19 protein-coding genes are annotated in these 17,891 nt (G+C 66.5%); 7 read left to right on the plus strand and 12 right to left on the minus strand.

Annotation, left to right across the window (positions count from 1 at the left end):
* The coding region (locus tag ACU0AG_RS10070; protein WP_482782147.1) for a hypothetical protein at positions 1-510 on the plus strand (510 nt) is incomplete at its 5' end.
* A 79-nt stretch (positions 511-589) separates the two neighbouring features.
* Positions 590-2,764 (plus strand): putative bifunctional diguanylate cyclase/phosphodiesterase, encoded by a 2,175-nt coding sequence (locus ACU0AG_RS10075; protein ID WP_482782148.1) that lies wholly within the window; start codon positions 590-592, stop codon positions 2,762-2,764.
* On the opposite strand, the gene ACU0AG_RS10080 is transcribed toward ACU0AG_RS10075, so the two are convergent.
* Both ACU0AG_RS10080 and ACU0AG_RS10085 read right to left on the minus strand, forming a co-directional pair.
* Complete coding sequence (locus tag ACU0AG_RS10080) at positions 2,765-3,256, minus strand: DUF6702 family protein (protein ID WP_482782149.1); 492 nt, start codon at positions 3,254-3,256, stop codon at positions 2,765-2,767. It lies immediately after the preceding gene.
* Positions 3,256-5,694, minus strand: coding sequence for a M1 family metallopeptidase (locus ACU0AG_RS10085; protein WP_482782255.1), 2,439 nt, complete (start codon positions 5,692-5,694; stop codon positions 3,256-3,258). Before ACU0AG_RS10085 ends, ACU0AG_RS10080 begins: the two co-directional genes overlap by 1 nt.
* A gap of 150 nt (positions 5,695-5,844) precedes the next feature.
* Here ACU0AG_RS10085 and ACU0AG_RS10090 point away from each other — a divergent pair, with 150 nt between their 5' ends.
* From ACU0AG_RS10090 to ACU0AG_RS10110, 5 genes are all read left to right on the plus strand, one after another.
* Complete coding sequence (locus ACU0AG_RS10090; protein ID WP_482782150.1) at positions 5,845-6,030, plus strand: C1orf53 family protein; 186 nt, start codon at positions 5,845-5,847, stop codon at positions 6,028-6,030.
* 56 nt (positions 6,031-6,086) lie between these two features.
* A complete protein-coding gene (locus ACU0AG_RS10095; protein ID WP_482782151.1) occupies positions 6,087-7,199 on the plus strand; it encodes an S-(hydroxymethyl)glutathione dehydrogenase/class III alcohol dehydrogenase in 1,113 nt (370 codons plus the stop codon).
* Positions 7,200-7,290: 91 nt separating this feature from the next.
* Entirely contained in the window at positions 7,291-8,394 is a 1,104-nt protein-coding gene (locus ACU0AG_RS10100; protein WP_482782152.1) for a GNAT family N-acetyltransferase, read from the plus strand.
* Positions 8,387-9,883, plus strand: coding sequence for a lipopolysaccharide biosynthesis protein (locus ACU0AG_RS10105; RefSeq protein ID WP_482782153.1), 1,497 nt, complete (start codon positions 8,387-8,389; stop codon positions 9,881-9,883). The genes ACU0AG_RS10100 and ACU0AG_RS10105 overlap by 8 nt, the downstream gene beginning before the upstream one ends.
* A gap of 57 nt (positions 9,884-9,940) precedes the next feature.
* A complete protein-coding gene (locus ACU0AG_RS10110; protein ID WP_482782154.1) occupies positions 9,941-10,846 on the plus strand; it encodes an alpha/beta fold hydrolase in 906 nt (301 codons plus the stop codon).
* A gap of 15 nt (positions 10,847-10,861) precedes the next feature.
* On the opposite strand, the gene ACU0AG_RS10115 is transcribed toward ACU0AG_RS10110, so the two are convergent.
* From ACU0AG_RS10115 to ACU0AG_RS10160, 10 genes are read right to left on the minus strand one after another with little or no spacing between them, the layout of a single operon-like run.
* Positions 10,862-11,227, minus strand: coding sequence for a hypothetical protein (locus ACU0AG_RS10115; protein ID WP_482782155.1), 366 nt, complete (start codon positions 11,225-11,227; stop codon positions 10,862-10,864).
* A gap of 12 nt (positions 11,228-11,239) precedes the next feature.
* Complete coding sequence (fliD, locus tag ACU0AG_RS10120) at positions 11,240-12,670, minus strand: flagellar filament capping protein FliD (RefSeq protein WP_482782156.1); 1,431 nt, start codon at positions 12,668-12,670, stop codon at positions 11,240-11,242.
* A 30-nt stretch (positions 12,671-12,700) separates the two neighbouring features.
* Positions 12,701-13,837, minus strand: a complete 1,137-nt coding sequence (locus ACU0AG_RS10125; RefSeq protein ID WP_482782157.1) for an EscU/YscU/HrcU family type III secretion system export apparatus switch protein — start codon at positions 13,835-13,837, stop codon at positions 12,701-12,703.
* Positions 13,837-14,622 carry a flagellar biosynthetic protein FliR gene (locus ACU0AG_RS10130; protein WP_482782158.1) on the minus strand — a complete coding sequence of 262 codons (786 nt, stop codon included), beginning with the start codon at positions 14,620-14,622 and terminating at the stop codon, positions 13,837-13,839. The genes ACU0AG_RS10125 and ACU0AG_RS10130 overlap by 1 nt, the downstream gene beginning before the upstream one ends.
* Before the next feature lie 4 nt (positions 14,623-14,626).
* Positions 14,627-14,899, minus strand: a complete 273-nt coding sequence (fliQ, locus tag ACU0AG_RS10135; protein ID WP_482782159.1) for a flagellar biosynthesis protein FliQ — start codon at positions 14,897-14,899, stop codon at positions 14,627-14,629.
* Positions 14,896-15,648 (minus strand): flagellar type III secretion system pore protein FliP, encoded by a 753-nt coding sequence (gene fliP, locus ACU0AG_RS10140; protein WP_482782160.1) that lies wholly within the window; start codon positions 15,646-15,648, stop codon positions 14,896-14,898. Before fliP ends, fliQ begins: the two co-directional genes overlap by 4 nt.
* A gap of 53 nt (positions 15,649-15,701) precedes the next feature.
* Complete coding sequence (locus ACU0AG_RS10145; RefSeq protein ID WP_482782161.1) at positions 15,702-15,980, minus strand: flagellar biosynthetic protein FliO; 279 nt, start codon at positions 15,978-15,980, stop codon at positions 15,702-15,704.
* Positions 15,981-15,996: 16 nt separating this feature from the next.
* A complete protein-coding gene (locus ACU0AG_RS10150) occupies positions 15,997-16,314 on the minus strand; it encodes a FliM/FliN family flagellar motor switch protein (protein ID WP_482782162.1) in 318 nt (105 codons plus the stop codon).
* Complete coding sequence (locus tag ACU0AG_RS10155) at positions 16,311-17,267, minus strand: FliM/FliN family flagellar motor switch protein (RefSeq protein WP_482782163.1); 957 nt, start codon at positions 17,265-17,267, stop codon at positions 16,311-16,313. Before ACU0AG_RS10155 ends, ACU0AG_RS10150 begins: the two co-directional genes overlap by 4 nt.
* Entirely contained in the window at positions 17,264-17,869 is a 606-nt protein-coding gene (locus ACU0AG_RS10160) for a flagellar basal body-associated FliL family protein (protein WP_482782164.1), read from the minus strand. Before ACU0AG_RS10160 ends, ACU0AG_RS10155 begins: the two co-directional genes overlap by 4 nt.
* Positions 17,870-17,891: the final 22 nt, after the last annotated feature.

The following is a 17,891-nucleotide window of genomic DNA, read 5'->3' on the forward strand; positions in this document are numbered from 1 at the left end:
GATGGCCTCGTCTATTTCATGGACTTCAGCTGGGCGGGCGAGACGCGGGTGGCGGGCATCTACATCGATCCGCTGGTGCAAGCAGGCATCGTCGAGCGGTTCGGCCCGAACGACAGCCAGCGCCGCTTCCAGAACGACTTGCAGATCGAGAACATCAACCGCGTGCTGGGTGCCGACGACTACGACAATGACGGGCTGCAGGAGGTCTATTTCGCTCTGACAGACGGCACCGCCTACCTGCGCGCGATCATGGAGTTCGATGGCAACATCCGTTACGCCAATTACCAGTCGCAGCAGGAAGTGATCGACTACCTCACCGCCAACGGCTTCGGGCCCGAGACCTATGCGGGCTGGTTCACCCGGCCTTCGTCAGGCGAGGCGATGCCGGGCGTGGATCAAGCCGCGGGGAGCCTCTATGCACCCCCCAATTTCGACCTGGCCGGTGATGTCGCAATCGCACCCCGCGGCGGCCTGTTGATGGAAGGCTTCCTGCAACCCGAATTCTTCTGACCGGTTTCAGGCCGGATCGACGCCACTACGCAGGGCGCTTGCCACCCGATTTTAAGGGATTTTCCTCCATCGACAGGGCGTGAACGATAACGCCCGTCTCGATGCCATCCGCAGTCTCGGGCTGGACAACCTGCCCGACCGCGATCTGTTTTCCCGGATAACCCTGCTGGCCAGCACGATGCTGGGCTGCCCCATCGCGCTGCTTTCGATTGTCGAGCAGGATCGCCAGTGGTTTCTGGGCCGCACCGGCACCACGCTCGCCGAAACCCCGATTGCCGATTCCTTCTGTGCGCTGTGCGTCATCAACAAGGGGCCTTCGCTGATTGCCGATGCCCGTCGGGACCCCTGCTGGCAGAACAATCCGCTGGTGACCGGCGCGCCCTTCATCCGTTCCTATCTGGGCGTGCCGGTGCGCGGCGACGGGGGGCTGCTGATCGGCGCGCTGTGCGTAATCTCGCCCGAACCCGATGCCTTCAGGCCCGAACAGATCGCGCCGCTCGCCATGCTCGCCGAACTGGCCGAGCAGAGCATTGCCCTGCATGTGCGCACCCGCGAACTGGGGGCCGCCAATGCGGCGCTGCGGCAATCGACCCGCATTTTCCGCCAGGCCGAACGGGCGGTCAATGTCGGCAGCTGGCGGGTGGATCTTGCCACGAACCGGCTGCACTGGTCCGATCAGGTCTATGCCATCACCGGGCTTGAGGCAGGCAATTCCGTCAGCGTTGCCGAGGCGGTCAACCTCTACCACCCGGATGACCGGGCGTTGATCAGGACCGCGCTTCACGACACGATCGAACATGGCAAGCCGTTCGGCTTCGAAACCAGCATCCGCCGCGATGATGGCGAACGGCGCCGGATCCGCGTGGTGGGAGAGCGGATCGATGTCGAAGGCAAGCCCGACAGCGTTGCCGGGATCATCCTCGACTGCACCGAGGAGCACCTGCGCAATGTCGCCTTGAAGCGCGCTGCCGAACGCGACCGGCTGACCGGCCTGTTCAACCGTGCGAGCTTCGACCGCAGGCTGGCAGCGGCGATGGAGCGGGTCGATTGCGAACCGGTGACGGTCGCGCTGCTCGATCTCGACGGGTTCAAGGATGTCAACGACACGCTCGGCCATCTGGTCGGCGACCGGGTGCTGGAGACGATTGCCGCGCAGCTCCAGCTCAAGACCGCATCCGGAGTGTTCCTCGCCCGCTGGGGTGGCGATGAATTCGCGATGCTGTTCCCCGCCGCCATGTCATTGGACGATGTGACCGGGTTCTTGCGCGAATTGCTGGCCGATTTCGGCGAGATTGCCCCGCTCGGCTCTTCGCTGCTGCGGATCGGCGCGACCTGCGGGGTGGCGCGGATGGACACGCCTGCGGGCAGCGAGGAGATCATGCGCCGCGCCGATCTGGCGCTCTATCGCGGCAAGGAAGACGGTGGCGGACAAGTCGTGTGCTGGGACCGGCAGATCGAGGCGTGCCAGTCCGAACGCCAGCAGGCCATCGCCCGCCTGCGCGGCGCGCTGGCCACCGGACAGGCGATTGCGGCCTATCAGCCGATCGTGGAACTCGCCAGCGGGCGGGTGGTCTCGGTCGAAGCCCTGCTGCGGCTGCGCGACGAACACGGGGGGCTGCTGGCGGCAGGCGATGTCTTCACCGCCCTGCTCGATCCCGAATTGTCGCGGCAGGTATCCCGCGTGATGCTCGATTGCGTGGTGGCCGACGGGTCGGCCCTGCTGGCGCTGTTCGGCCCCGATTGCCGGATCGGGCTCAACATGTCCGAAGCCGACCTCAGGCAGGGCGATTTCGTGCGCCACCTGATCGACGTGATCGACGACAGCCCGCTCAGCCCGCGCAACATCACCATCGAAGTGACCGAGACCATGCTGATCGACGCCCGCGGCAATCTGCGCGCTTCGCTCGCCCTGCTGGACGAATGCGGCTTCACCATCTGCCTCGATGATTTCGGCACCGGCTTTTCATCGCTCACCCACCTGCGCGCCTTCCCGATCAGCAAGGTCAAGATCGACCGCGATTTCATCGCCGGGATTGCCGATGACCACCAATCGCGGCTGATCATCCAGGCGATCGTGCAGATGGCGCACAGTCTGGGTCTCAGAGTGGTCGCCGAAGGGGTGGAGACCGAGGAACAGGAACTGTTCTTGCGCGCCATCGGCTGCCGCCATGTGCAGGGCTACCGCTTCGGTCGTCCGGCGCTGCTGGCGGAGTTGCAGGCGGACGGCGCACAGGAAAAGCGCCGCCGCGCCTGATCAGCGAGACAGCACCGTGTCGCGCGGGGTGGACCCGGCAGTGAAGATGAAGGTCGTCACCTTTGTCCCGCTGCCAATGTTGACGCGGTTTTCCTGCCGCGCCCAGACATCGATCAGCACCTGCGAATTGACCCGCAGCCGCACCTCGCCCGCCGGAGCAGGCATGTCCTGATAGACCATCAGGCTGCCGCCGACGATTTCGCTGCCGACATATTCGGGCGTGGCGACCTCGCCATTGACCGACAGCGCGAAGCGGCGGGTGACATAGGCGGCAAAGGCCTCGCGGCTTTTGGCGCTGCCGACGATGTCGGGCGTTTTCGCGCCCTGTGCCCGCAGCGCGTGTTCGGCATCGTGCACCGGCACCTGATGCACCAGCTCGATGCGGTCGGTGCGCGGGTTTACCGAGACAGTGCTGATCGTGATCTTCTGCTGGTGCGCCCACAAGGGGGCCGCCACCAGCAGCGCGAACAGCAGGACAACGCGGCGCAGCATCACTTGCGGTCTTTCACCTTCTCGGCGCCGGCAGCTTCACCCATCAGATCGCGGCTGACCCGCGACTTGCCCGCCTCGTCCTTGAAGGCTTCGATCCGGCTGGGGATGATGCGGCGCGGATAGTGGTTGTTCTCGATATCGGCATCGGCGGTTTCCCAATCGGGATCGACGACAACCTGCACCAGTTCCTTGCCCTTGGGGAACACCAGCAGCTTGGCCACCTCGCGCGCATTGCGGCGCCAGATTTCCGCCGGGATCATCAGCTTCTCGGTCTTGCCGTCCTTGAAGGTAAGGCCAAGGATGATCGGCATCACCAACCCGCCCTTGTTGCTGAAATTGAGGACGTAGTAGTTCGCGTCCTCTTTCACCGCGCGGTCAAACGCGGCGCGCTCCCAGCGGTCGAGCCCCTCGATGAAGTCCTTGTAACCCTTGCGGTCCTTGGGGGTGACGGTGAATTCGTCATTCTTGTCGTAGAAGTCGGTCACGCCAGGGTTTTCCATCACCCAGATCGGCAGGCGCTGCTGTTCGTTCAGGCCCACGCCGACCAGATCCGGCTCGTCGGCGCGCTCCTTGCGGCGCAGCGGCAGATCGATGTCGGGATCCTTGCTGTCCATCTTGAGGCGGTAGATCGAATCAAGGCTGATATCGACGTGATCGGTGGTGTAGAACCAGCCGCGCCAGAACCAGTCGAGATCGGTGCCCGATGCTTCCTCGATGGTGCGGAAGAAGTCCGCCGGCGTGGGCCGCTTGAACTTCCAGCGGCGGGCATATTCCTTCAGCGCGAAATCGAACCGCTCGCGCCCGATGATCGTGTCGCGCAGCAGGTGATAGGCAGCGCTCGGCTTGCCATAGGCATTGGCGCCGAGGTTGGTGATCGAATCCGACTGGGTCATGATCGGCTGCTGGTCGGAGGAGACCATGTAGCTGATCATGTCGCGCGGCAGGCTGCGGGTCCACGGCATGTTCGGATCCCATTCGTAACCCGCCACCGAATCGAGGAAGGAGTTTAGCCCTTCATCCATCCAGGTCCACTGGCGTTCATCCGAATTGACCGTCATCGGGAAGTAGATGTGCCCGATTTCGTGGATCACCACGCCCACCAGAAACACCTTTTCGGCCAGCGAATAGGTGCGGCTGCCATCCTTGTTGAGGGTGGTGCGCGGGCCGTTGAAGGTGATCATCGGATATTCCATCCCACCGACCGGCCCGTTCACGGACTGCGCGGTGGGATAGGGATAATCGAAGCTGAAGCGCGAATAGACCTTCAGCGTGTGCACCACGGCGGCGGTCGAATACTTCTTCCACAGATCGCCGCCTTCCTTGGGCCAGAAGCTCATGGCGAGCACGGTTTCATGCTCTGCACCGGGCTGCTTCACACCCTGTGCGTCCCACATGAACTTGCGGCTCGAAGCCCATGCGAAATCGCGCACATTGGCGGCGTTGAATTTCCAGGTCTTGGTGCCCCTGGGATTGCCCGCCTCGGCAGCGGCAGCCTCCTGCGGGGTGACGATGAACACCGGCGCATCGGCGTTCTTCGCCGCTTCCAGCCGCTGGCGCTGGGCGGCGGTGAGCACCGCATCGGGGTTCTGGAGCACACCGGTGGAAGCCACGATGTGATCGTCGGGCACCGTCATCTCGACTTCGTAATCGCCGAATTCGAGTGTGAATTCCCCGCGGCCCAGAAACTCCTTGTTGTGCCAGCCTTCGTAGTCCGAATAGACCACCATGCGCGGGAACCACTGCGCCATCAGGAAGATGTCGTTGCCGCCCTTGCGCGGATCATCGGGGAAATGTTCGAAGCCCGAACGCGCCACCACCGCGTCTTCCTCGACGATGTTGAAGGCCCATTCGATCATGAATTCACTCGTCGCGCCCGGCGCCAGCGGTTCTGCGAGATCGACCCGCATCAGCGTGCCGACGATGGTGTGCGGAATATCCGCCCCTGCCAGCGTCTTCACCGCGGAAATATCATAGCCGTAGTCATTGTCGGCCATCACCTGCTGGCGGCGCAGTTCGTCCATCGAAAGCTTGGTCGGCTCGGACGATGAACCCAGCTGGACCTTCGGCCCGCGCCGTCCGGCACCGCCGAAAGCGTCGGTCAGTTCGGCCATCGAATCGCGCTTGAAGATGTTCTGGTCGAGCTGCATCCACAGCCACGGCAGGGCATCAGGCGAATTGTTGGTGTAGCGGATAGTGGCCTTGGCCGTCAGGCGGCGCTTGGCCTCGTCCAGCTGCGCGGTGATCTTGTAATCGACCTTCTGCTGCCAGTATTCGTGCCCCGGCGCACCGCCTGCGGTGCGGTAGGTGTTGGCATCGGGCAGCACCTCGTCGAGCTGGCGGAACTTGTCCTCGAACGAACCCTTGGTCTGCTGCACGCCCTGAGCCGAAAGGGGCGCGGCGGCAGGGACAGCGAACAGCAGGGCAGCGACAAACAGCACGAAACGCAAGGGCAGTCTCCGGAGGTGCGATGTGTGATCGGTCGCAGGAGAGAGCGCAAAAGCACGGGGCGCGCAAGCCGGTATCCTGCCCGCTGCGGCAATTTTATGTCGCGCATGGCATCGAAAGCACGATTGCTCTAATCCGCTTCCATGACCGAGCCTGCCTGGCACGCCCTGCACGAAGCCGCCTGCGCCCGCGGGGAGAGCACCTATCGCGATCCCGCGACCGGCTACATGGTGTTCACAAGGCTCGCGCATCTCAAGCGCGGCAAGTGCTGTGGATCGGCCTGCCGCCACTGCCCATACGGCCACGAGGCGGTGCCGGGGCGCACGTGACGCTTGCCAATCCCTGAAGCTGCGGGAATAGGCATGGCTCCAAGGAGACACGCCCCATGAAGACCCGCGCCGCCGTTGCCTTTGCCGCCAAGCAGCCGCTCGAAATCGTCGAGCTCGATCTCGAAGGCCCCAAGGCCGGCGAGGTGCTTGTGGAGATCATGGCGACCGGCATCTGCCATACCGATGCCTACACGCTCGACGGTTTCGATAGCGAGGGGATCTTCCCCAGCGTTCTGGGCCATGAAGGCGCAGGCATCGTGCGCGAAGTTGGCGCGGGGGTGACCAGCGTGAAGCCGGGCGATCACGTGATCCCGCTCTACACCCCGGAATGCCGCCAGTGTAAGTCGTGCCTTTCGGGCAAGACCAACCTGTGCACCGCGATCCGCGCGACGCAGGGCAAGGGGCTGATGCCCGATGGCACCACGCGCTTCAGCTATAAAGGCCAGCCGATCTATCACTACATGGGCTGTTCGACCTTCTCGAACTTCACGGTGCTGCCCGAAATCGCCGTGGCGAAAATCCGTGAGGACGCGCCGTTCCAGAGCGCCTGCTACATCGGCTGCGGCGTCACCACCGGGGTGGGCGCGGTGACCAACACCGCCAAGGTGCAGGTGGGCGACAATGTCGTGGTGTTCGGACTCGGCGGGATCGGCCTCAATGTCATCCAGGGCGCGCGGCTGGCGGGGGCGAACCTGATTGTCGGCGTCGATATCAATCCGGCGCGGGAGGAATGGGGCAAGCGCTTCGGCATGACCCACTTCCTGAACTCATCCGGCATGAGCCGCGAGGAAATCGTCGCCAAGGTGGTCGAGATGACCGATGGCGGGGCGGACTTTACCTTCGATGCCACCGGCAACACCGAAGTGATGCGCACCGCGCTCGAAGCCTGCCACCGCGGCTGGGGCACCTCGATCATCATCGGCGTCGCCGAAGCGGGCAAGGAAATCGCCACCCGCCCGTTCCAGCTGGTGACGGGCCGCAACTGGCGCGGCACGGCCTTCGGCGGGGCCAAGGGCCGCACCGATGTGCCCAAGATCGTCGACATGTACATGACCGGCAAGATCGAGATCGACCCGATGATCACCCACGTCATGGGTCTTGAAGAGATCAACACCGCCTTCGATCTGATGCACGAAGGCAAGTCGATCCGCAGCGTCGTGGTGTTCTGACGCTGCAATCCGCGACCCTTGGTTAACCGGCTGGTTACACCGTATCTTTATGGCCGTTCCCCGAAGCCGCCTGTGGCGACCAAGGTGAACAATGTACGAAAGCAGGATTGCAACCGATCATCTGACGGTCGCGACGATCGAGGGCTTCCCGCCCGAGATCGACGCGCTGGCGGTATGCAACCTGTCGAGCCACGGGTTTCTGCGCGCCGCATGGTATGCCGCACGCGCCCCGGAATGCGGGCGCACCCTGCTGCTGCGGCGCGGCAATCCGGAAGGCGGGAGCGACGTGATCGCCGCGATCCCGACCATCGGGTTCGGCCCGGTGATCGGGCGCGCGCGCAAGGTGCCCGGTTCATACTGGCCGCTACGCTCCCCGCTGATCGCACCCGGCTGCAATGCGTTCGAGATTGCGCAGCTGCTGGAACACTCCGCCGCCCGCGGCCTCGGCCCGGTCTGGCGCGTCGGCCCGTCACGCGCGGATGATCCCACGGTCAGAATCCTCACCGAAGCCGCGCAGATCGCCAACTGGACCGTGCTGGCACGCCCGGCGGGAACCGCTTGGGTGATCGATCTGGAGGCCGCCCGCGCCGCCGGTTTCCCCCGCAAGTCGGTCGCCAAGAGCCTGCGCGCCGGATGGCGCAGGCTCGAAAGCCTCGGCACGCCGCACTGGCGCTATGTGCGCGGAGCGGCGTGGAACGATAGCGTGCTCGCCGATCTCGCAAGGATCGAGGCGGACAGCTGGATCGCCCGCACCACCGATGGCAGCGGGGCCAAGTTCATGAACGCCAAGTCCCGCGCCTATTGGCAGCACGTGCTGGCCGACCCAGCGCTGGCGGCACGGATTTCCGCAACCTTCCTGATGCTCGATGACCGTCCTGTGGCCTTCAGCTTCGATCTGGAAGATGGCCCGGTGCAATACAGCATCGCAGGCAGCTATGCCGAGGATCTGGGGCGCTGCAACATCGGCAAGCTGGTGAATTACCGCGTGCTCGAAGATGCCTGCAACCGCGGTCTTCGCACGCTCGACATGGGCGCGGGCGATACCGGCTACAAGAAGGAAATGGGCGCGACCGAAGGTTACGAAATGATCGACCTGCTGTTCGTTCGCAGCCGCACCGCCGCACTGATGCTGGCCGCTGCATGGGGACCCGAAGTGGCGCCCGCCCTGCCGGAAAAGCTGCGCACCTATGGCTGAGGCCGATCCCGTGGTGAAAGCCCCCTCGCTCGCCGCGCAGGTGCGCACGGCGGTGATCTGGCGTTCGGGCAGCCAGGTGCTGACGCAGATCGTGTCATGGGCCTCGACCCTGATCGTGATCCGCCTGTTGGCGCCGGAAGATTACGGCCTGTTCGCCATGGCGCAGGTGATGCTGATGCTGCTCAGCACCATGAACGGCTGGGGTCTTGCCAGCGCGCTGATCCGCGAGGAGCATGTCAGCGAGGAACGCCTGCGGCAGACGCTGGGGATGCTGGTGCTGATCAATTGCGGGCTGGCGCTGGGCCAGTTCCTCGCCGCGCCGCTGGTGGCAGCGTGGTTCGAACAGCCGCTCGTCACCGATCTGCTGCGGGTGCAATCGCTGCTTTATCTCGCCGTGCCGTTCTGCGCGGTGCCGCACGCGATGCTGAGCCGCAACATGGATTTCCGCAGCCCGGCACAGGTCAGGCTCGCCGCCGCGATCGCCGGGGCGACCACCGCGCTGGCGGGCGCGCTTGCGGGGATGGGCGTGTGGACGCTGGTGTTTGCACCCATGGCGATGCTGCTGACCGAGGCGGTGGGCATGACCCGCGCCGCCCGCGCGCCGATCCGCCCGAGCTTCCGCTTCAAGGGGGCAGGCCATATCGCCGGGTTCGGCGGGATGATGACGATGACGCAGCTGTTCTGGTTCGTGCAGAGCCAGGCCGATGTGGTGATCGCAGGGCGCGTGCTCGATCCCCATACGCTGGGGGTATACACCACCGGGCTGTTTCTGGCGCAGCTGCTCGCGGCCAAGTTCGTCCCGCCGATCAACGAAGTCGCCTATGCCGCCTATTCGCGCCAGCAGGATCTGGGCGCTTCGGCGCTGCTGGCGACGATCCGGCTGGTGATGCTGGTCGCGCTGCCCGCCTATGCCGGGATGGCGGCGGTCGCGCCGGCGCTGGTGCCGGTGCTGCTGGGCGAAAAGTGGATCGAGATCGTGCCGCTGCTGCCGGTGCTGTCAGGCGCGATGGCGATGATGACGCTGCAGATCCTGTTCGCGCCTGCCACCAATGCCCGCGGCGTGCCCGGTGCGGCGCTGCGGATCGCGATGCTCGGCAGCGTGATCATGCCGCTGTCCTTCTTCACCGGATCGCATTTCGGGGTGGATGGCTTTGCCTGGGGCTGGGTCGGCGGGATGGGCCTGCTCACGGCGCTGACAGTGCACCTTTCGGGCGGCGTGCTCGGCCTGAGGCTGGGCGGGCTGGTGCGGGCGGTAACGCCTCCGCTGGTTGCCGCGCTGGCGATGGCGGCGGGCGTTGCAGGCGCGCTGGCGCTGCTGCCCGATGGCGTTCCGGCGCTGCTGGCGCTGGCGATTGCGGTGCCGCTGGGCATCGCGCTTTATGGCGGCCTGCTCCACCTGATCGCGCCCGACCGGCTGGCCGAGGCGCTGCGCTTCGTGCGCAACCGCGGCGAGACCGAGGACGCCGCCCAACCGACCCCGGCGGAATGACCCCTGCCAAAAGCGTGCGATTGACACCTGCGGCGTGATCCGGTTGGGGCGTGGGCCATGACCATGCCGCGCCCTTCTCCCGTCACCCGCACATACGCCGTCGGCGATATTGACCTCGCCGTCCACGAATGGGCCGCCCCCGCAGGCAGCACCGCCGTGCCGCTGGTGTTCGCCCATGCGACCGGCTTTCACGGGCGGGTGTTCGATGCGATCATCGAAGCCTTCCCCGATCACCCGGTCTACGCGATCGACCTGCGCGGGCATGGACAGTCCGGCGGCGGGCCGATCAGCGATTGGCGGCAGGTGGCCCGCGATGTCGCGGATTTCCTGGGACAGGCGGGGATTTCGGACGCGGTTGGTATCGGCCATTCGATGGGGGCGCACACCCTGTTGCAGGTCGCGGCCGATCACCCTGCGGCCTTCAGGCGGCTGGTGCTGTTCGATCCGGTGATCCTTGCCCCCGATTATTACACCGCCCCGGAAGTGGTCTTCACCGTCGAAAACCCCCACCCCGCCATCCGCCGCAAGCGCGACTTTGCCAGTGCCGAAGCGATGATGGAACGTTTCGCCACCCGCGATCCCTATCACCTGTTCGCCCCCCGCGTTTTCGCCGATTACTGCCGTTTCGGGCTGGTTCCGGCGGCATCGGGAGAGGGCATGGAACTGGCCTGCGCGCCGGAAGTGGAGGCGAGCGTCTATGCCTCAAGCCGCAGCAATGGCGCGATTCTGGAGGCGGCAAAGGGCGTCGCCATTCCGGTGCTGGTGGTGCGCGCACAGGCGAGCAATCTCAACGATTTCAAGAGCTCGCCGACATGGCCCAAGCTGGCGCAGGTCTTGCCGCAGGGGCAGGACCTCTACCGCCCCGACATGACCCATTTCCACCCCTTTCAGGACCCCGCCGATGCGGCGCGGATCATTGCGGAATGGAGCGGCGCGACCCCTGACTTGCAATGTTTCACGTGAAACATTGCCTTGCAGCTATCCGGCGGCATCCAGCAGATCATTGATATCGTTCTGAATTCGCGAAATTTCCTGTTGGATTGGCTGTAGGATCGCCGCCCCGATCTGGCTCGCCAGGCCGCCGTAGAAGGCCCTAAGACTGCCCGCCAGCGGGTGATCGTCGGCTACCGAGCGGGCGAGCCACAGCATGATGCTCTGCGCCCGCGCCAGCGGCCCGCGAGGGGCAGTCAAGCCGCGGTCAAACGCGACCAAAGCGGTGCCAAGCGCGGCCGAGGCTTCCTCCAGACAGATGCGGGTGAGATCGGCGCGGCCCGAAGCCTCGATCCGCGCGTCAAGCTCGACGCGGCGATAGGCGGCGGCGGGGTTGCGGGACAGCATCTGCATCACGCCCGCTCCTTAGCGGCTGTCCGCCGACCACGCGGCGACCTGCGCGCGCAGGAAGGACAGCGTCGATTGCGAGGCGGCGACCTGCCGTTCGCTGGCGACGAACTGGCGGGTCAGCCGTTCGCGCAGGGCTTCCTGCTGCTCGGCAATCACCGACAGGCGTTCATCGGTCGAGGCCAGCTGGGTTTCGAACCGCCGCAGCGATGTGCCGAGCGATCCCGGCTCGGTCACCAGCGTGTTTTCGCGGGCGAAGCGGTCGAAGGTTGCGAACACGCCGTTCACCCCCACGGTGAACATCGCCGCCACGGCATCGGGGGTGTTCTGGAGCGCCGCATTGAGCCGCGCGCTATCGAGCCGGAAGGTGCCTTCGCGGGTGATCGCAAGGCCAAGATCGCCCAGCGTGCGCGGCTCGCCATCGGCAGCGTTCGGCATCACCACGCGGCTGGCAAGGCCCGCCAGATCGCGGCGCAGTTCGCGCGCGCCCGGATCATTGCCCAGCTGCCCGCCGACCGGCGCGGCCAGCGTTGCAAGCTGACCGGCGATATCGTTCATCGCCGCGACGAAATCGTTCATCACCCCCGAAAGCGCGGCGGTGTTGCTGGCAAAGGACAGCTGCGTCGGCGCGCCGGTGTTGGTGGCGGCAAGGTTGAGGCCGAAACCCCCCGGCAGGCCGGTGACGCGGTTGGTGGGGCTGGTGCGCTCCACCGTATCGAGGAGATAGACCGCATCCTGCGCGGCATTGCGCAATTCGCCCGTATCGCTGGCCGGCTCCCAGCCGAGATAGGCGAGATCGCCCGGCACCGCACCGCCGCCTGCGCCGGTGGCTTCGAGCACAAAGCCGCTCGCCGCGCCGTCCGCGCCCTTCATCACCAGCTGCGCGCCGTTCGGCCCCTGCGCGACATAGGCGCTGATCGCCCCGCCGCCTGCCCGCGTGATCTTGCCGGCGAGGCTCGCCAGCGTGTCATCGGCGGTCACCGCGATTTCGATCGGGCTGCGGGCGGCATCGGGATCGAAACTTGCCCCGTCAACCGTGCCGAAGCGGATCGCGAGCGTGCCCGCCCCCACCAGCGCGCTGCTGCCGGCGAAGGCCTTGGACACCAGCGTCTGGCTTTCGGCCAGCTGGCGCACTTCGAGCGAGAAATTGCCGCGCGGCGAGAGGCCCGCAGGCACGGTGACGCTGGCGACCGCCGGATTGCCGAGCGTGCCGCGCGGGGCAAGATCGCCGTTGCGGATGCGGTCGCCCAATGCGCTGGCGAGTTCGGTCAGCGAGGAGCGCAGCTGCCCGGCGGCAGAAATCTGCGCTTCGATGGCAGTGCGCCGCGTCGTCGCGCTGTTGCGCTGCACGGCGAAGCTGGCGTCGGCGATATCTGCGGCCAGCTTGGTGAAGTCCACGCCGCTGCCCGCGCCGAGTGCCGAAATGATCGAGGAGCCGGAAGTGGTCATGCCCCCAAGAACGGGCGCCTGACGGGGAGTTTAAGCCTGCACGGCCACCTTCCCGTCGCCATCGAAACGCAGTTCGGGCGGCACCTCGATCACCGGGCGGCGCGGGTTGGCCCCGCGCTTCAGCGCCAGCACGAAAGCCACCAGCGCGGCGATGGCGACATACAATTCCTCGCGCACCATCTGGTTAGGCTTCGTGGTGAAATAGACCGCGCGGGCAAGCTGCGGATATTCGAGCAGCGGCAATCCCTGTTCGCCCGCAATCTCGCGCATCGCCAGCGCGGTGTCGCCCCGCCCCTTGGCCAGCACCACCGGGGCAGGCGCGAGCGCGGGATCATAGGTCAGAGCCACGGCGAAGTGCAGCGGGTTGACGATCACGAACTGCGCGTCCTTCATCGCCTTGGCCACACCCCCGCGCGCCAGATCGCGCTGGCGCTGGCGGCGGGCGGATTTCATCTCGGGCGAGCCTTCGGCCTGTTTCTGCTCCTCGCGCATGTCCTGCAGGCTCATCATCAGCCGCTTGCCACGCTGGAAGCGTTGCAGCGGGTAATCAATCCCGGCGATCACCAGCAGGCCGATCAGCAGCGCGCCGACCAGCGAGGTGACAGCATCCAGCGCCGCGCCCAGCTGCGCCTCCAGCGGCAGGGTGCCCAGCATCAGCAGCACCGCGACGCGGTCCCCCGCCCAGAACCATGCGATGCCGCCCAGCAGCGCCAGCTTCAGCAGCCCCTTGCCCAGCTCGATCAGCCCCTGCCAGCCCATGATGCGCTTGAGGCCCGAGAGCGGGTTGATGCGCGATGCCTTGAAGGCGGCATTGCCGGGGTTGAAGCGCCCCTCGCCCAGCAGCAGTTGCGATGCGGTGGTGACCAGCGCCACGATCAGCCCCAGCGCCATCACCGGCGGCAGCGCAGCCCATGCCGCATCGCCCATCGCCGCGCCCGGCGCAAAGCCGTCCAGCGCGGCGCGATCGAAGCTGAAACCGGCGCGGGCGACCTGTGCCAGCGCCGCGTTGATCCACCCGCCGAGTGCCAGCAGCGCCAGCGCGCCGGTGCCGGTCGCGGCAAAGGTCGCCAGCTCTTTCGAGCGCAGCACATCGCCCTTTCTGGCGGCATCGGCCTTGCGCTTTTCGGTTGGCGCGAAGGTCTTTTCGCCGGCGGTCTCCTCGGCCATCAGCGCGTGCCCGCCAATGCGGCAGAGTGATCGAGCGCCGTGCCGATCACGCCTTCGAACTGGCCGACCATCACCGGCATGGCGATGATCAGCGCGGCAATCCCGGCGAGCACGCCTGCGGGCAGGCCCAGCGCGAACAGGTTCAATGACGGCGCGGAGCGGGCGATCAGGCCGGTGACAATCTGCACCAGCAGCAGCACCAGCACCACCGGCAGGGCAATCGCGGCGGCCGTGGCAAGGCCCAGCCCCATGAACATCACCACGCTTTTCGCCTGCCAGGCGGCAAAGCCCGCGCTGCCCGCAGGCAGCAGGCGGTAGCTTTCGACCAGCAGTTCATACCACAACAGGTGAGCGCCGATGGCGTAGAACAGCAGGCTGAGGACAAGGCCGAAGAACGTGCCGAGCGCGCCCGATTGCGCGCCGCTGGCCGGATCGATCGAGGTCGCGATGGCAAGGCCCATGGTGCCCGAAATCTGCTCTGCCGCGATCAGCGGAATGGCGAAGGCGAGTTGCAGGACGAACCCCAGCGCCGCGCCCACCAGCGCCTCGTGCAGCACCGCGATCACGGCGGCGAGGCTCAGCATTTCGGGCAGCGGGGCAATCGGCACCCAGCTGGCGATGAAGTATCCGAAGACGAGGCTCAGCAGGATGCGCACCGGCGCGGGCACCGCCATGCCGCCGATCATCGGCGCGGCCATGAAGGCCGCCCCGCAGCGGATCGAAAGGAAGAAAATCTGCCACAGCTGCGCTTCAAGGCTGCCGAGACCGAAATCGAGCGCGTTCATCGCGCTAGGCCGCCAGATTGGCGACCTGCGCCATGATCTCGCGGGTGAAATCCGCAAGCAGCCCCATCATCGCCGCGCCCAGCACCACGAAGACCAGCGCGGTGACCGCCAGCTTGGGGATGAAGCTCAGCGTCTGTTCGTTGACCGAGGTTGCCGCCTGGATAATCCCGACCACAAGGCCCACCACCAGCGCCGCGATCAGCACCGGCCCGGCGATCAGCGCGGTGACCCACAGCGTCTGGTCCGCCAGCGCGAGGAGCTGCGCGTCCTCGGTCATGTGGCGAAGCTCATCGCCAGTGATCCCATCAGCAGCGCCCAGCCATCGACCAGCACGAACAGCAGCAGCTTGAACGGCAGCGAGATGATGGTGGGGCTCAGCATCATCATGCCGAGGCTCATCAGCACGCTCGCCACGACAAGGTCGATCACGAGGAATGGCAGGAAGATCATGAAGCCGATCTGGAAGGCGGTCTCCAGTTCGGATGTGACGAAGGCGGGGAGCAGGATCGAGAAAGGCACATCCGACCCGCTCCGGAATGTCCCGCCGCCGGCAATGTCGGTGAACATCATCAGGTTCGCCTCGCGGGTCTGGGCCAGCATGAAGGCATGGAAGGCCTCGCCCGCCTTGCCGATCGCAACGTCGGCGCTGATCGTTCCGGCCGCATAGGGGGCAATCGCGCTGGCGTTCACGATGTCGAGCGTCGGCGCCATCACGAACAGGCTGAGGAACAGCGCCAATCCGGCGAGCACCTGTCCCGGCGGGGAGCCTTGCAGGCCGAGCGCCTGCCGCAGGATCGCCAGCACCACCAGAATGCGCAGGAAGCTGGTCATCATCAGCACCAGCGACGGCAGGATGGTGAGCAGCCCCATCACCACCAGCAGCTGGAGCGACATGCTCAGGGGCGTATCCTGCCCCGCACCGCCGTCACCCAGGGCGCGCTCGACGGCAGAGCCGACCCCCGCCGCCACCGGATCGGGGGCGGCGACAGGCGCTGCGGCGGCGGCCACATGCGGCGCCAGAAACATGGTTAACGCGATCAGGCACACCAAGGCCCCTCGCAGCATCGGGATGGCTCGCATCATTCGCTCTCCGTCGTGCTCGCGGGTGCCTCGCCCAGCCGCACCAGCCCGTTGCGGGTGCAGCCAAGCAGGATTTCGCGGTCATGAAACCGCACCACGGCCAGCTTCATGCCGGGCGCGACCATGCTGGTTTCGACCAGCTGCAGGTGCCGCGCCCCGGCAGCTCCGGGCGCGCCGTGGAGGCGGGTCTGGAGCCAGCGGGTCAGCCACAGGCTCCCCCAGATCAGCCCGCCGAGCAGCGGCAGCAGCAGCGCCAGCCGCAGCAGATATTCGATCATCGCCCCCGCGCCCCGTTTACGAAACGTCGCCCGCGCCGACCACCGGATCGGCGGCAGCGGGGGCAGGCGGCAGTTCCTGCCCGTCCTCGCCCACAAGGCTCACGATCCGCAGGGCAAAGCGGCCCTTTTCGGCCACCACCTCGCCGCGCGCGATCACCCGGCCATTGGCGGTGACATCGAGCAGCTCGTCGGTCAGCCGGTCAAGCGCGACCGTGCTGCCTTCGCCCAGCTGGAGCACCTCGCGCAGCGGCATTTCGGTGCGGCCGAGTTCGACCGAAAGGCGCACGGCCACATCGCCGAAACGCGAAAAACCGGCGGGTTGATAAGCACTCATGACGGGGCACCTTCTGCGAAAGCGGTGGGGGAAGGGGTGGTCGGGAAACGGGTCAGGCGGATCGCCATGCGATCATCGCTGGTGCCGATGCTGCCGTGGCCGACCAGCGTCTCGCCCGTCATCAGCGGCACCTGGCGGCCCATCGCGAGCGGGATCGTGTCTCCCGGCGCCAGCGTCTGGAGCCGGGCGAGCGACAGGTCGAATTCGGCCAGCACCACGTGCAGCGGCATGGGCATATCGGCGAACGGCGCGGCCAGCGGGCTGGCGGCGGCGCGCGCACCCTTCGGCCTTGCGGGCCTGCCGGTGCCGGGCAGCAGCCGGTCGATCCGTTCGGCCCCCATGGCAAGGCTCGCCCGCCATTCGCCCCCGTCGCGGTTGGCGATGGTGACAGTGAACATCACGCAGGGCGCATCGAGCGCAAATGCCTTGAGTCGCGCCGCGCTTTCGCTGCGCACGATCACCCCGCCATCGGCCTGCGCGGCAGCGGCGGGCGGATTGTCGCCATAGCTGACAGCGGTCATCGCGCCCGCGATCATCGCGGCGGCTTCCTCCACCAGCAGCGCGGCAGAGCGCGGCAGCTGTTCGGGCGGGCTGGCGGCGGGCCGGCCATCGCCGCCGAACGAACGGTCGGTCAGCGCCAGCGCGGTGGCGAAATCGAAACTCAGCAGCACCGTCTCGCCGCTCGCCCCTGCGCGCAGCAGGCTGTTGGCGGCGACCATGCCGATGCGCTTCAATGCGTCAGCGCCGGTCAGGCTTTCGGGTTCGGAGATGCTCACCTCCAGCCTGTCACCCGACAACAGCGGCGAGAGATCATCGGCGAGCGTGCGGGCAAGATCGCGCCGCCATGCCGCCAGCAATCCGGCGCGTTCTTCGGGCCGCGGGCCGCGATTGGTGAGTTCGGCACAATGCTGCGCGGCGGCGCGGGCAGCGGCGAAATCGTGGTGCATCCTCATTGGACCAGGAACCCCCGGAAATGCACGGCATCGATCCCGCCGAAGCCTTCGTTTTCCTCCAGCACATCATTGACCGCCTTGGTCAGCCGCTTGGCGAGGCGTTCCTTGCCGGCGACATCATAAACCTCGGCCTCGGGCGTGGCGGCCAGCTGGGCGAGGATCGCGGAACGGATCGCCAGCTCGTGGCTCTTGACCCATTGCAGCACGCGCCCGTCGCGGCGGGTGGAAACGGCAAGCTCCACCTGCACCAGCCCCGGCGAATCCGCGAGGTTGGAGGTGAAGCTTTCCTCGAAGGAGTAATAGGCCGTGCGATACTTGCTGCCGCCCTCGCCATAGACGGGCGCGGCGGCATCTTTCTCCTTGTCGGCGCCGGGCGGGGCATAGGGGTCTTCCTCGCCCTTGATCACCAGCTTGGGGGTGTCGGGTTCATCATGGCTCTCGCCGCCTCCGCCGATCAGGCCCATGGCAAAGGCGCCATAGGCACCGCCCGCGCCGGTGCCGAGCAGTAGCACCGCGCCGAGGACGATCTTGATCATCCCGCCCTTGCCGGATTTGCCGCCGCCCTCGGCGTCCTTGTCAGCCTTGTCCTTGCTCTTGGACATGCGCCCTCAAACTCCCTGTTCG

The sequence above is a fragment of the Erythrobacter sp. RANMB8 genome (assembly GCF_056848235.1).